Consider the following 12,701-nt stretch of genomic DNA (forward strand, 5'->3'; position numbering starts at 1 on the left):
GGATGCCACTGGTAATCGGCGTGGCTGCAGAGGCAGTTTCCGGGGAGCGACGCCTCCCGGTGGTGCCTGATGTGGTCAAAAAATACGCGGGCCTCGGCGCGCGCGTCCTCGTCCAGCGTGGCGCGGGCGTGCAGGCGCACTACCCCGATGAAGCCCTGGGCGATGTCGACTTCGTCGACAGCGCGGAAGAAGTCTATGCACAAGCCGACGTGGTGCTGTGCGTACAACCGCCGGCCACCAAGCTGGTAAACAAGATGAAGGCCGGCGCGGTCTTGCTCGGCATGCTGTCGCCGTGGGCGGACGTCAAGCGCGTTCAGGCCTATGCCAAGCATGGCGGCACGGCTTTCGCGCTCGAACTGCTTCCGCGCATCTCGCGGGCGCAGAGCATGGACATCCTGTCCTCGCAGGCCGCCGTGGCCGGCTACGCATGCGCGCTGATCGCGGCCAACCACAGCCCCAAGTTCTTCCCGATGCTGACCTACGCGGCCGGTTCGATCCGTCCGTCGCGCGTGCTCGTCATCGGTGCCGGGGTGGCCGGCCTGCAGGCCATCGCCACGGCGCGCCGTCTGGGTGCCATGGTCGAAGGCTATGACGTGCGCCCCGAAACGCGTGAGCAGATCGAATCGCTCGGTGCCAAGTTCGTCGACACCGGCGTCAATGCCGTTGGTGAAGGCGGCTACGCGCGCGAACTGACCGCCGAGGAAAAGGCGCAGCAAGCCGAGAAACTCGGCCGCGCCATCGCCCAGTGCGACGTGCTGATCACCACCGCTGCCGTACCGGGCCGCAAGGCCCCAGTGATCGTGACCAAGGCCATGGTTGCGGCCATGAAGGAAGGCGCAGTCGTGGTCGACCTGGCTGCCGAAGGCGGCGGCAACGTCGAGGGCACCGAAGCCGGCAAGGAAGTGAAAGTCGGCGGCGTGCTCATCGTCGGCCCGACCAACATCACCAGCCGCATGCCGGTGCATGCGTCGGAGATGTTCGCCAAGAACCTCTTCAACTTCATCAGCCCGTTCATCAAGGACGGCGTGCTGTCGCTCGACTGGGAAGACGAAGTCATGAGCGGCGCCTGCCTCGTCCATGAGGGCGCGGTCCGCCATGCCGGCGTGCGCGACGCGCTCGGCATCCAGAACGCAGAATAAGGAAGCAACGGAATGGACGGCTTTACCGCTCTGTATGTCTTCATGCTCGCGGCCTTCACGGGCTACGAGGTGATCTCGCGTGTGCCGGTGATCCTGCACACCCCCCTGATGTCGGGCTCGAACTTCGTGCACGGCGTGGTGCTGGTCGGCGCGATGATCGCGCTCGGCCATGCTGACCCCAGCGACCCGCTGCAACTGGCCATCGGCTTCTTCGCGGTGCTGCTCGGTGCGGCCAACGCGGCCGGCGGCTACATCGTCACCGAGCGCATGCTTGCCATGTTCAAGGTCGGCGAGAAGAAGAAAGAAGGGGGCGCCAAATGACTTCCAACTGGCTTGTCAGCACTGCCTACTTCGTCGTCGCGGTGGTCTTCATCATCGGCCTGAAGGCCATGAGTTCGCCGGTCACGGCGCGCCGTGGCATCGTCTGGGCCGGCTTCGCGATGATCGCGGCCACCGTCGTCACCTTCTTCGTCCCGGGCCTGCAGAACATCGGCCTGATGGTGCTCGCCATCGTCATCGGCGGTAGCGCGGCCTGGTGGTCGGGCAAGATCGTCAAGATGACCGACATGCCGCAGATGGTTGCCATCTACAACGGCATGGGCGGCGGCGCAGCCGCCGGCATCGCGGCCATCGAACTGATCCGCGGCGCCGACCACACGGCCATGGTGTCCACGCTGATGGTGCTCGGCGCCATCATCGGCTCGGTAGCCTTCTCCGGTTCCTGCGTGGCGTTTGCCAAGCTGCAGGGTCTGATGAACAAGGCCATCCGCCTGCCGCAGCAGAACACCATCAACTTCTTCCTGACGCTGTTCACCTTCGGCCTCGGCCTGACGGTGGGCTACTCGGAAGAGCCCTCGCTGTTCGGCGTGTTCCTGTTCTTCGTGCTGGCGCTAGCGCTGGGCGTGGTGCTGGTGCTGCCGATCGGCGGCGCCGACATGCCGGTGGTGATCTCGCTGCTGAACGCCTTCACCGGTCTGGCCGTGGGCTTCAAGGGCTTCGTGCTGGGCATTCCGGCGCTGATCGTCGCGGGTATCGTGGTGGGCGCCTCGGGCATGCTGCTGACGCAGCTGATGGCCAAGGCCATGAACCGCCCGATCCGCAACATCATCTTCTCCCCGATCACCGGCGCTGCCGCCGAGGGCGCGGAAGGCCCGCAGGGCACGATGCGCGAAGTGTCCGCCATGGACGCTGCCTCGCTGATGCGCTACGGCAACAAGGTCATCATCGTGCCGGGTTACGGCATGGCCGTGGCCGGCGCGCAGCACAAGGTCTGGGAGATGTCCAAGCTGCTCGAAGAAGCCGGCATCGAAGTGAAGTTCGCCATCCACCCGGTGGCGGGCCGCATGCCGGGCCACATGAACGTGCTGCTGGCCGAGGCCGGTGTGCCGTACGACAAGATCTTCGATCTGGACGAGATCAACGATGAGTTCGCCCAAGCCGACGTGGCCCTGGTGATCGGCGCCAACGACGTGGTCAACCCCGTCGCGCGCACCGACAAGACCAGCCCGATCTACGGCATGCCGATCCTCAACGCCGACATGGCGCGCGACGTGATCGTCATCAAGCGTGGTCGCGGCGCAGGCTACTCGGGCATCGAGAACGCGCTGTTCTTCAAGGAGAACTGCAACATGCTCTACGGCAGCGCGCAGGAAGCCGTGGCCGAGATCACGACGCAGATCAAGGCCCTGGGCTGATAGCAGCCTTTGCCTGAAACGCCAAACGGCGCACCCGAGGGTGCGCCGTTTGTTTTTGGGGGCAGCGTGGTCGATGATTCAGGACATGCCCAATGCTGCCGTTAATCCCTGCATGAACACCCCACGCACCATCCTGCTGCTCGCGCTTGCGTTCTTCGCGACCGCCCTCGGGGCACAGACGCCGGATCCGGCCGCGCCAGACGAACCACTGCCAGATGCCCGCAAGGCCGGCGGCAAACCCTATAGCTACCCGATGCCGGCCATTGCCCAGACGGTGCGCGAAGTGCAGTACGCAACGCAGGCCATGCTGCTGCGCGAATACTGTGCCGACGAGAAGATTCCGGACCAGTTCGTGAACGAGCGACTGGCTCTGTTCAGCCGCCAGACCGGCCGCCCGGAAGACTGCAGGACACTGCTGGACTACTGATCGAACAGCGGGCCTTGTTGCAGCGAGCAGCCCAGCGCGGCGAGAAAATCACTCTCGGCGGCACTGCGGATGCCACACACCCGAACGTCTGCACGAAAACCGGCTGCCAGACCGGCAACCGTCTCGATCAGCGTTTCGGCGTGCTCGTCATGCGCGAGCGCGCGTACCAGTTCCGATGAGATCCTCACAACATCGATGCGCCCCGCCGCCAGTTGCGCGAGCGCCAACGGCCCGGCGCCGACGTCATCCAGCGCGATGCGCACACCCAGCGCGCGCAAGGCATCGAGTGCGACATCACCCTCTTCGCCTGCCAGCGCGAGAGAGACCGCGTCAAAGCCCAGTTCCAGCGCCGTGGCCGGCACTGCACTGCGCATCAACTCGGCGCGCACCCGCGCCACCATGGCGGCATCCGGCGCACTCCGCATGGTTACGCACGCGCGCGCGGCGCGCGCCTGGGCGAGCTGTTCGAGCGCGCTTTGCAGAACCCGCCCATCCAGCGATACGGCCGCCTCGGCATCCAGCCGCCGCTCGACCGAAGGCAGCACGAGCGCGGTGGCCAGCCGCTCTCCGCTGCGCACGTCCACCACGGACTCGTAGGCCGGCTCGATGACTGCGGGCGCCGTTACGGACGCCACCGCCTCCCCTGCCTGATCCACCTCGACCAGCAACAGCTTCCAGCCGCTGCGCGGCCCGGGCAGCACGCGCGCGCGCCGGCCGGCAAGCAGCGCGACCGGCGCCTCATGTGACTCGGGCCAGTGCACCTCGATGACTTCGTCGATGCGACGGCCAACAACGTCACCGCCGCCGGTGCCCAGTTCGCTGCGGGCCAGCGCGTTCAAGGCCTGAATGCGATCTCCCTCGTCGACCACCACCAGCACCTGCGAGATCGCGGCAGCCAGACGCGGCCATACGCGGTCTTCGCCGCCGGCATGCTCCCGGCCATAGGCTTCGGCAACGATATCGGGACTCAGGATCAGCGCATGCATGCCCGGGCGCAGACGCGCTGCGGCAATGAAGCGCATGTCACGACGACGCCCGCCCGGCAGCGCAACCTGGATGCTGCCGCGCATCTCGCCCTGGATGAGCAGACGGTCGCGCGCCTCCAGAAAGGCGCGTTCGTTCGGAAAGAGTTCGGACAGGGGCTTGCCGACGATCTGCCGATAATCACGCTCCAGCAGCCGGCAGGCGGCGCTGTTGGCGTCGATCATGGTTTCATCGCCGGTAATGATCAGGCCCTCGTCGATGAGTTCGAGCAGGGCCAGATACAGACCGGTTTCAAGCCCCTCGGAAAAATCAGCAACGAAGGGCTCGCGCGGCACATCGGGCCGCGGGGGCTGGGGAGCAATCGGTGGCATGGCGGTAGCCGTGTTCTCCGGGCTGCGGCGGATGCCGCTCAAGATGCCCAGAATACGCGCCGCCAGCGCAGCCCTTCGGCCGAAAAAGCGCCGAAAGAGGCCTTATTTGCGGCCGAGACCGCCCAACAGCACCGCTACCGGGCGCTTGTCGCGACGCGGCGACTCACCCGCCTTGTTCGCCGCGCTGCCGTCGGCAGCCGACGCAGGAGCTGCGTAGGGCTTGCTGAAATCAAAACCGTCCGCGGCAATCTTGCTGCCACCGCGACGATTGCCGCTCGAGCGCTTCTCGTTGTTCTCGCGCTTCGGCGCCTGCGCGGCCGCAGGGGCTGCCTGAGCTACGGGGGCTGGCGCGGCCGGGCGCTTGTCACCCGCGGTTTCACGGTGCTTGCGTCGGTGGGTGCCGGCTTCGTCGTAATCCGGCTCGGGATCAAAGCCCGCCACGACTTCTTGTGGAATATCGAGCTTGATCAGCTTCTGAATCTCGGCCAGACGCCCCTTCTCTTCGGCACACACCAGCGAAATGGCGTTGCCCTGGCGGCCGGCGCGGCCGGTACGGCCGATGCGGTGCACGTAGTCTTCGGCGGTATGCGGCAGTTCGAAGTTGATGACCAGCGGCAGGTCATCGACATCCAGCCCGCGCGCGGCGACGTCAGTGGCCACCAGTACACGCAGCGTGCCGGCCTTGAAGGCTTCCAGCGTCTCGGTGCGCTGACCCTGGCTCTTGTCGCCGTGAATGGCATCGGCCGAGATGCCCTGGCGCGCCAGATAGTGGGCCAGACGGCCGCACAGCATCTTGGTGTCGACGAAGATCAGCGCCTGCTCATCCGGCGCATGGCGCAGCAGGTGAGCCAACAGGTTGCGCTTGAGCCCGGACGACACCGGATGCACACGGTGGGTGATTGTGTCGGACACCATGTTGCGGCGTGCCACTTCGACCAGCTGCGGGTTTTTCAGCATGCGGTCGGCGAGCTTCTTGATCTCGTCCGAGAAGGTCGCGGAGAACAGCAGGCTCTGCCGCGCCTCGGGCAGCAGATCGAGAATGCGCCGGATGTCGGGAATGAAGCCCATGTCGAGCATGCGGTCAGCTTCGTCGAGCACCAGCATCTCGACCTGACCGAGCTGGATGGTTTTCTGCTGCACGTGATCCAGCAGGCGGCCCGGCGTGGCGACGACAATCTCGACGCCCTTGCGCAGCTCTTCGACCTGGGCGCGCATGTCCACGCCGCCGTAAATGCAGATGGAACGCAGCGCAATGTACTTGCCGTAGGTCTGCACCGACTCGTGCACCTGCACGGCCAGTTCGCGCGTCGGCGCGAGGACCAGCGCACGCACGGGGTGGCGTGCGGGGCTGGTCGAAGTGCTGGCGTGGCGGGACAAGCGCTGGATCAGCGGCAGCGTGAAGCCGGCGGTCTTGCCGGTACCGGTCTGGGCCGCGCCCATGACGTCCAAGCCCTGCAGGACGATGGGAATGGCCTGTTGCTGGATCGGCGTGGGTTCGGTGTAGCCGGTTTCGGCGACGGCGCGTTGCAGCTCGGGCGAAAGCCCGAGATCGGCGAAGCTCATGGTTGGTGGTTGTCCTGTCGGCGAAAGCCGCGTGAGCGCGAATGCGCAACAAAAGCGCGATTATACACGCTCGGACAAGCGCTTTCCTTTTCGCCTCAAGCCCTTCCGAACGGTGCGAAGCGGCTCAGCGCACCAGCGTCAGGTAGGCCGTAACCTCTTCGCGATCGTGATACAGGTGCTTGATGCGCAGGTCGTAGGAACCCACGGTGGCCAGGCGTTTATGGATCAGCGTGCGGCACTGCTCGACCGCATCCAGACGCCGTTTCATCGGCAATTTGAGGTTGAAGATGGCGTGGCGTGCACGCCCCATGGCGATCCACTCGGCCATCAGCGAGGCAATGCGTGAGGGCTGCTCAACCATGTCGCACACCAGCCAGTCGACCGCACGCTGCGGACGCCAGGTAAAGCCGTCGGCGCGCAGATGCTCGACCATCTCGGTGGCCATTACCGACGGCGCCATCGCACCGTTGTCGATGGCCGTCACGCGCAAGCCACGATAGGCCAGTTGCCAGGTCCAGCCGCCGGGCGCCGCACCGAGGTCGACGGCACGCATGCCGGCGCGCATGGCGACCGTGCGCTCTTCTTCGGTGAGCATGCCGAGGATGGCTTCGGCCAGTTTCAGCGTCGAGCGGCTGCCGGCCTCGTGCGGCATGCGCAGGCGGGCAATCCCCATCGGCCACGGCGCAGCCTTGCCCGGCGCAGACGCGCCGACCCAGGCGGTGGTGGCGTCGGTGAACAGCACATGCAGTTCGGGCAGGTGCTTGCGGCTGCTGCGGATCGCCCCCTTGGTGGACAGGCGCTTGATCAGCGGCTCGGCAAAACGGCGACAGAAGCCCGATAGCGGACGCGCCTCGTCGCTGTCCGGATGCTCCAGCAGTACCGTCGAAAAGCGCTGGCCGGCCTGCTTCACGGCGTCGACGATGGGCGTCGCACGGTCTGATTCGGGCAGATCATCGACACGCGCGAGCCACGGCATGAGATTGCGCGCAAACACCAGCGACTGCCATTCACAGTGCGGCAGCAGATCTTCGAGCGGCACACCTTCGTGATTCTCGAAGACAACGAAACCCGCGCCATCCTTCGCCCGGACGAAGCCATCCATGCCCAGCTCGCGCGCAAAGGCGTCCAGCTCGGCAGCCAGCTCCTTCTCGAAGCCGGCGCGGCACAGCGCGATCAGCCCCCAGGCGAGGGCTTGCTGCGGGCTATCGGGCTGATCGTCTTGCTTCATCGGAGGGGCTCGGGGTGATGTGTATGATCCGGGGGCGTGTTTCGAGAACACACCCGAAGTTCGCGGATGATACGTTGCGGCCGAAGCCCGGCCAAATCGGCGTTGATCCGCCGCCGTTTGAAAGGAGCCCCGCATGGAGTATCGCCGCCTCGGCGACAGCCCGCTTGAAGTGTCGGCCCTGTGCCTCGGCACGATGACCTTCGGCGAACAGAACAGCGCTGCCGAAGCCCACGACCAGCTCGACCGCGCGCTGGCCGCCGGCATCAACTTCTTCGATACGGCGGAGATGTATCCGGTGCCGTCACGCCGCGAAACCAGCGGACAGTCCGAACGCATTCTCGGCCAGTGGCTGGCGCGCCAGAAACGCGAGCTGCTGGTGATCTCGACCAAGGCGGCCGGCCCCAACCGGGGTCTGGGCTGGATTCGTGGTGGGCCGCTATCGCTCGATGGCGAGAACATCCGCGCCGCCGTCGAGGGCAGCCTGGAACGCCTCGGCACCGACTACATCGACCTCTATCAACTCCATTGGCCTGCGCGCAACCAGCCGATGTTCGGTGGCTGGCAGTACGACCCGATGGCCGAACACGACGCCACGCCGATTCGTGAACAGCTTGACGCGCTCGCCGCGCTGGTCGAGGAAGGCCTCGTGCGTCACATCGGGCTCTCCAACGAACACCCCTGGGGCGTCATGCAGTTCCTGCGCCTGGCCGAAATGCACGGCCTGCCGCGCATTGCATCGGTGCAGAACGTCTACAACCTGATCAGCCGCGTGTACGACTACGGTCTGGCCGAGCTGTGCCACCGTGAGCATGTCGGCCTGCTGGCCTACTCACCCTTGGGGTTCGGGCATCTTTCGGGCAAATATCTGAATCTGCCGCCGGCCGGTTCGCGTATAGCGCGCTTTCCGAGCTTCGGCCGGCGCTATGCGGGCGAGGGCGTTCGACCGGCGGTCGAAGCGTATGCCGAACTGGCGCGCAGCCGCGGCATCTCGCCGGCAACGCTGGCGCTGTCCTTCGTGTATCACCGCTGGTGCGTGACCAGCACCGTCATCGGTGCCACTTCGCTGCGACAGCTGGAGGAAAACCTGGCGGCGTGGAAATACTGTCCCGATCCGGACCTGCAGGCCGCGATCGACGCCATTCACCGCCACCACCCCAACCCGGCACCCTGAGAATCAGGGCGGAGGCGTCTGCGGCAGGGTCGCCTGCGGCAACGTGGGCATCGCGCGCATGCCCGGCGGCACGATCTGGGACGGCACTTCGGGGAGGTTGTTTGCGATCATGTAGTCGTTCATCTCGCGCCAGCCGGCAAACACGGCAGACTTGGACATCTGCGGGTTCATGGCGTAGCAGTCTTCGAGTGAACGCCCCGAATGACGGCAACCGCCGCCGATCGCGCGCCCTTCGGCCTCCGCCGCGGCAGCACGCGCCTGCGGATCGGGGATGTCTAGAACGTCATAAAGCATGTCGCAACTTGAAAGTAGCGGCATGCACAGCAACAGGATCAGTCGGGTTCGCAGTGACATGGGGAAAATCGTCTTGGCTCCTGAAGGCATTTACGGCCGCGGCTGCGCAATCTTGAAGCCAGTTTGCACATTCTTGTGCAGGCTGCTCACATGAGCACGGCAAAGTGGCCCTGGCCGCAGGTGTTCGCACACCGCTGCGGCGGCAGTCTGGCCCCGGAGAACACGCTGGAGGCATTGGAAATCGCCGTCCGCTTCGGCACAGGAGTCGAATTCGACGTGATGCTCAGTGGTGACGACACGCCACACCTCCTGCATGACGAAACCCTTGAGCGCACGACCAACGGCCGCGGCCGCATGGCCAAAATCAGCGACGCACGCCTGGCGACGCTGGACGCCTCAATGGGCTTCGAACACTTCCGCCACGCCAGAATTCCCCGCCTGCTCGACGCAGCGCAACGATGTCGCGCGCTGGGGCTGGCCGCCAACCTCGAGATCAAGGCTCCGCGAGGCTGCGACAGCCACAGCGGCGCACGCGTTGCAGCAATAGCCCGGCACTGCTGGCAGGGCACAAACCCGCCGCCGCTGATTTCATCGTTTTCCGAGCTCGCCCTCGCCGCCGCGCGCGACGTTGCCCCCGAGCTGCCGCGTGGCCTGCTGGTCGACGCCATACCGGCCGACTGGCAGCAACGCTGCGCACGCCTGGGTGCCGTATCACTGCACGCCAACGCTCGCCACATCTCGCAGACCGAGGCGGCCAATGTACGCCGCGCCGGGCTGTGGCTGGTGTTGTACACCGAAAACGATCCACAACGCGCTGCACAACTGTTTGCCTGGGGCGCCAACGCCGTCGTGACGGACCGCCCGGACCTGATTCAAGCCCCCGGCGGGCGTTCTTGACGCCATACGACGCCGCCCAATACCATCGCATCCTTTCTCCGCGCAGGCCGCCACCGTGAGCATCCAGCAACTCCTCGACCCGATCGCTGCTGACATGCGCGCTGTGGACGAGGTCATTCGCCAGCGCCTGCATTCGGAAGTCGTGCTCGTGCGCCAGGTCGCGGAATACATCATCGGCAGCGGCGGCAAGCGGCTGCGTCCAGCCCTGGTGTTGATGGTGGCGGGCGCCTTCGGCTACCGCGGCACCGCCCACCACGAACTCGCGGCGGTGGTCGAGTTCATCCACACCGCCACGCTGCTGCACGACGACGTCGTGGACGAGTCCGAGCTGCGTCGCGGGCGCAACACCGCCAACGCCGAATTCGGCAACGCCGCTTCGGTGCTGGTAGGCGACTTTCTCTACTCACGCGCCTTCCAGATGATGGTCGGCGTCGGCAACATGCATGTGATGGAAGTGCTGTCGGAAGCCACCAACATCATTGCCGAAGGCGAGGTCCTGCAACTGATGAACTGCGGCAACGCCGACGTCGATGTTGCCGCCTACCTCAAGGTCATCCGCTACAAGACCGCCAAGCTGTTCGAAGCCTCGGCCCGACTCGGTGCCATTCTGGGCGGCGCAGACGAAGCCACCGAGCGCGCGCTTGGCGACTACGGCATGCATCTGGGCACGGCCTTCCAGATCATCGACGACGTGCTCGACTACTCTTCCGAGGAAGCCACCACCGGCAAGCATCTGGGCGACGATCTGGCCGAAGGCAAACCCACGCTGCCGCTGATCCTCGCCATGGAGCGCGGCACGCCCGAGCAGGCCGCCCTGGTTCGCAACGCCATCGAGCACGGAAATCGCGACGCCTTCGGGGATGTGCTCACCGCAATCACCGCCTGTGGAGCGCTCGATGCGGCGCGCGAAGCAGCGCGTGTGGAAGCACAATTGGCCGTCGAAAATATCCGCACTCTACCGGCTTCCGTTTTCACAAAAGCGCTGCTAGAATTGCCCTCCTTTGCAGTTCAGCGAAATTATTGACTGCAAGCCGGATACGTCGGGGAATAGCTCAGCCTGGTAGAGCACTGCGTTCGGGACGCAGGGGCCGGAGGTTCGAATCCTCTTTCCCCGACCACTACATCCGAGGGAATGCCCGAAATTCCCTTTTATGAAAACCGCCTACCCGGCGGTTTTTTTCTTTGTGGCGGAGGAAATGGTCATGGCGTTCGGATTCGACGATCTTAGAAAACGCTGCGCGGAAGAATGGCGCGCCTATTGCCAGCATGACTTCGTGCTCGGTCTCGGTGACGGCACACTGCCGGCGCCCGCCTTCCGTCACTATCTGCAACAGGACTACCTGTTCCTGCTGCACTTCGCCCGCGCCTTTGCGCTGGCCGCCTACAAGAGCCGCGACCTGGCCGACCTGCGGCGCGGCGCAGACGGGCTCAAGGCCATCCTTGATGTCGAATTGGACCTGCACATTGCGTATTGCCGCGAATGGGGCATTTCCGAAAGTGCGCTGGCAGACCTGCCGGAAGCCCGTGCGACCATGGCCTACACGCGGTATGTGCTGGACGCCGGCAGCCGCGGCGACGTGCTCGACCTGCATGTCGCGCTCGCGCCGTGCATGCTGGGCTACGCTGAAATCGCCACCTGGCTGAAAGCCCAGCCTTTCACCGTGGTTAACGGCAACCCCTATGCATCATGGATCGAGATGTATGCCGGCGCGGAATTCCAGCAGGCGGCGCAAGCCGAGCTCGAATGGCTGGACGAACGTCTTGCCGGCATTGATGCGCGCCGCTTCGAAGAGCTGGTAACGATCTTCCGCGAGGCCACCCGGCTGGAAGCGGATTTCTGGCAGATGGGGCTGGACCTGGCCGACTGATTCAGGCGGCGTGACAGGCCAGCGCCCAGGCGACGTGCTCGCGCACCAGCGCCGAAGCGTCTCCGGCGCGAGACTGCAGGGCCGCCAGCACCTCTGGCGTGGTCGGCGCATTGCCCAGACCGACGGCAAGATTGCGCGACCAGCGCTCGAAGCCGATACGGTGGATGGCACTGCCGGCCGTGCGCTCACGAAAATCCGCCTCCGACCACGCAAACAGTTCAACCAGCGAGGCCTCGTCAAGACGGTTGCGCGGCGCGAAATCGGCTTCATCGGTGATGCGCGCGAAGCGGTTCCACGGACACACCAGCTGGCAGTCGTCACAGCCATAGATGCGATTGCCGATCATCGGCCTGAGCGGCTCGGGAATCGCCCCTTTCAACTCGATGGTCAGATAGGAAATGCAGCGCCGTGCATCCACCTGATACGGCGCCACGATGGCACCGGTCGGACAGGCCGTGATACAGGCCGTGCAGTCGCCGCAGTGACCGGTTTGTGGCGTATCGACCGGCAACGCAAGATCGGTGAAGATCTCGCCGAGAAAGAAGGCGGAGCCCGCCTCGCGGTTCAGCAGCAGCGTGTGCTTGCCGCGCCAGCCAAGCCCTGCGCGAGTGGCCAGCTCGACTTCCAGCACCGGAGCCGAATCAACGAAAACCCGATATCCGTGGGGCACGGCTTCGGAAATACGGTCTGCCAGCTTCTGCAAACGTGCGCGCATCAGCTTGTGGTAGTCCCGCCCCAGGGCGTACCGCGAAACGTAGGCACGCTGCGGGTCCGCAAGGGCCGTCTCGGCCTCCGCCGCGTCGGGCCAGTAGTTCATGCGCACGCTGATCACGCGAACGGTGCCCGGATGCAGTTCGGCCGGCCGCGCCCGCTTCATGCCATGGCGGACCATATAATCCATCTCGCCGTGAAAACCGGCGGCCAACCACGCGGCCAATCCCGGCTCGGCGTCCGACAGATCGACGCCGGTCACGGCGACGGAATCGAAACCCAGCTCACCGCCCCACGCACGGATGCGCTTCACCAGCGCAGCATTTGCGGCAGCGCCAGACTCCATGGAGGCTT

The 12,701-nt window shown here is 65.4% G+C and carries 13 protein-coding genes and 1 tRNA gene; 9 read left to right on the forward strand and 5 right to left on the reverse strand.

From position 1 onward, the window contains the following. Window positions 1-2: 2 nt before the first annotated feature. The 4 genes from AC6H0R_RS04635 to AC6H0R_RS04650 all read left to right on the forward strand — a co-directional run bounded on the left by AC6H0R_RS04635 (window position 3) and on the right by AC6H0R_RS04650 (window position 3,260). Window positions 3-1,139 carry an NAD(P) transhydrogenase subunit alpha gene (locus AC6H0R_RS04635; protein WP_497580167.1) on the forward strand — a complete coding sequence of 379 codons (1,137 nt, stop codon included), beginning with the start codon at window positions 3-5 and terminating at the stop codon, window positions 1,137-1,139. Between the two features lie 12 nt (window positions 1,140-1,151). Further along, a complete protein-coding gene (locus AC6H0R_RS04640; protein ID WP_497580168.1) occupies window positions 1,152-1,460 on the forward strand; it encodes an NAD(P) transhydrogenase subunit alpha part 2 in 309 nt (102 codons plus the stop codon). Continuing rightward, the gene (locus AC6H0R_RS04645; RefSeq protein ID WP_497580169.1) at window positions 1,457-2,833 is read left to right on the forward strand and encodes an NAD(P)(+) transhydrogenase (Re/Si-specific) subunit beta; all 1,377 of its coding nucleotides are present in this window, start codon (window positions 1,457-1,459) and stop codon (window positions 2,831-2,833) included. The genes AC6H0R_RS04640 and AC6H0R_RS04645 overlap by 4 nt, the downstream gene beginning before the upstream one ends. Window positions 2,834-2,945: 112 nt before the next feature. Beyond that, complete coding sequence (locus AC6H0R_RS04650) at window positions 2,946-3,260, forward strand: hypothetical protein (RefSeq protein WP_497580170.1); 315 nt, start codon at window positions 2,946-2,948, stop codon at window positions 3,258-3,260. Here the strand turns inward: AC6H0R_RS04650 and AC6H0R_RS04655 are convergent. From AC6H0R_RS04655 to rlmM, 3 genes are all read right to left on the reverse strand, one after another. Next, a complete protein-coding gene (locus AC6H0R_RS04655) occupies window positions 3,254-4,615 on the reverse strand; it encodes an EAL domain-containing protein (RefSeq protein WP_497580171.1) in 1,362 nt (453 codons plus the stop codon). The genes AC6H0R_RS04650 and AC6H0R_RS04655 overlap by 7 nt on opposite strands. A 102-nt stretch (window positions 4,616-4,717) precedes the next feature. Then, the gene (locus AC6H0R_RS04660) at window positions 4,718-6,178 is read right to left on the reverse strand and encodes a DEAD/DEAH box helicase (protein WP_497580172.1); all 1,461 of its coding nucleotides are present in this window, start codon (window positions 6,176-6,178) and stop codon (window positions 4,718-4,720) included. Window positions 6,179-6,302: 124 nt separating this feature from the next. Continuing rightward, a complete protein-coding gene (gene rlmM, locus AC6H0R_RS04665) occupies window positions 6,303-7,406 on the reverse strand; it encodes a 23S rRNA (cytidine(2498)-2'-O)-methyltransferase RlmM (protein WP_497580173.1) in 1,104 nt (367 codons plus the stop codon). 133 nt (window positions 7,407-7,539) lie between these two features. Here rlmM and AC6H0R_RS04670 point away from each other — a divergent pair, with 133 nt between their 5' ends. Beyond that, window positions 7,540-8,577 (forward strand): aldo/keto reductase, encoded by a 1,038-nt coding sequence (locus AC6H0R_RS04670; RefSeq protein WP_497580174.1) that lies wholly within the window; start codon window positions 7,540-7,542, stop codon window positions 8,575-8,577. A gap of 3 nt (window positions 8,578-8,580) precedes the next feature. Here the strand turns inward: AC6H0R_RS04670 and AC6H0R_RS04675 are convergent, their stop codons facing one another. Beyond that, complete coding sequence (locus AC6H0R_RS04675) at window positions 8,581-8,931, reverse strand: hypothetical protein (protein WP_497580175.1); 351 nt, start codon at window positions 8,929-8,931, stop codon at window positions 8,581-8,583. Between the two features lie 90 nt (window positions 8,932-9,021). Between AC6H0R_RS04675 and ugpQ the strand changes: the two genes are divergently transcribed. From ugpQ to tenA, 4 genes are all read left to right on the forward strand, one after another. Further along, window positions 9,022-9,768 (forward strand): glycerophosphodiester phosphodiesterase, encoded by a 747-nt coding sequence (gene ugpQ, locus AC6H0R_RS04680; protein ID WP_497580176.1) that lies wholly within the window; start codon window positions 9,022-9,024, stop codon window positions 9,766-9,768. Window positions 9,769-9,823: 55 nt separating this feature from the next. After that, window positions 9,824-10,792: a polyprenyl synthetase family protein gene (locus tag AC6H0R_RS04685; protein ID WP_497580177.1), complete on the forward strand. Its 969-nt coding sequence runs from the start codon at window positions 9,824-9,826 to the stop codon at window positions 10,790-10,792. A 17-nt stretch (window positions 10,793-10,809) separates the two neighbouring features. Beyond that, window positions 10,810-10,886: transfer RNA gene (locus tag AC6H0R_RS04690), tRNA-Pro, on the forward strand. Window positions 10,887-10,970: 84 nt separating this feature from the next. After that, on the forward strand, window positions 10,971-11,636 hold the full coding sequence (gene tenA, locus AC6H0R_RS04695; RefSeq protein WP_497580178.1) for a thiaminase II: 666 nt from the start codon (window positions 10,971-10,973) through the stop codon (window positions 11,634-11,636). A gap of 1 nt (window position 11,637) precedes the next feature. On the opposite strand, the gene queG is transcribed toward tenA, so the two are convergent. After that, window positions 11,638-12,693 (reverse strand): tRNA epoxyqueuosine(34) reductase QueG, encoded by a 1,056-nt coding sequence (gene queG / locus AC6H0R_RS04700; RefSeq protein WP_497580179.1) that lies wholly within the window; start codon window positions 12,691-12,693, stop codon window positions 11,638-11,640. Window positions 12,694-12,701: the final 8 nt, after the last annotated feature.

The organism is Pseudazoarcus sp. NS36 (genome assembly GCF_059703705.1).

Excerpts from the sequence above, each read along its gene's own strand:
- AC6H0R_RS04635 (WP_497580167.1), top strand. The coding sequence starts at position 3 with ATGCCACTGGTAATCGGCGTGGCTGCAGAGGCAGTTTCCGGGGAGCGA.
- AC6H0R_RS04640 (WP_497580168.1), top strand. The coding sequence starts at position 1,152 with ATGGACGGCTTTACCGCTCTGTATGTCTTCATGCTCGCGGCCTTCACG.
- AC6H0R_RS04645 (WP_497580169.1), top strand. The coding sequence starts at position 1,457 with ATGACTTCCAACTGGCTTGTCAGCACTGCCTACTTCGTCGTCGCGGTG.
- AC6H0R_RS04650 (WP_497580170.1), top strand. The coding sequence starts at position 2,946 with ATGAACACCCCACGCACCATCCTGCTGCTCGCGCTTGCGTTCTTCGCG.
- AC6H0R_RS04655 (WP_497580171.1), bottom strand. The coding sequence starts at position 4,615 with ATGCCACCGATTGCTCCCCAGCCCCCGCGGCCCGATGTGCCGCGCGAG.
- AC6H0R_RS04660 (WP_497580172.1), bottom strand. The coding sequence starts at position 6,178 with ATGAGCTTCGCCGATCTCGGGCTTTCGCCCGAGCTGCAACGCGCCGTC.
- rlmM (WP_497580173.1), bottom strand. The coding sequence starts at position 7,406 with ATGAAGCAAGACGATCAGCCCGATAGCCCGCAGCAAGCCCTCGCCTGG.
- AC6H0R_RS04670 (WP_497580174.1), top strand. The coding sequence starts at position 7,540 with ATGGAGTATCGCCGCCTCGGCGACAGCCCGCTTGAAGTGTCGGCCCTG.
- AC6H0R_RS04675 (WP_497580175.1), bottom strand. The coding sequence starts at position 8,931 with ATGTCACTGCGAACCCGACTGATCCTGTTGCTGTGCATGCCGCTACTT.
- ugpQ (WP_497580176.1), top strand. The coding sequence starts at position 9,022 with ATGAGCACGGCAAAGTGGCCCTGGCCGCAGGTGTTCGCACACCGCTGC.
- tenA (WP_497580178.1), top strand. The coding sequence starts at position 10,971 with ATGGCGTTCGGATTCGACGATCTTAGAAAACGCTGCGCGGAAGAATGG.
- queG (WP_497580179.1), bottom strand. The coding sequence starts at position 12,693 with ATGGAGTCTGGCGCTGCCGCAAATGCTGCGCTGGTGAAGCGCATCCGT.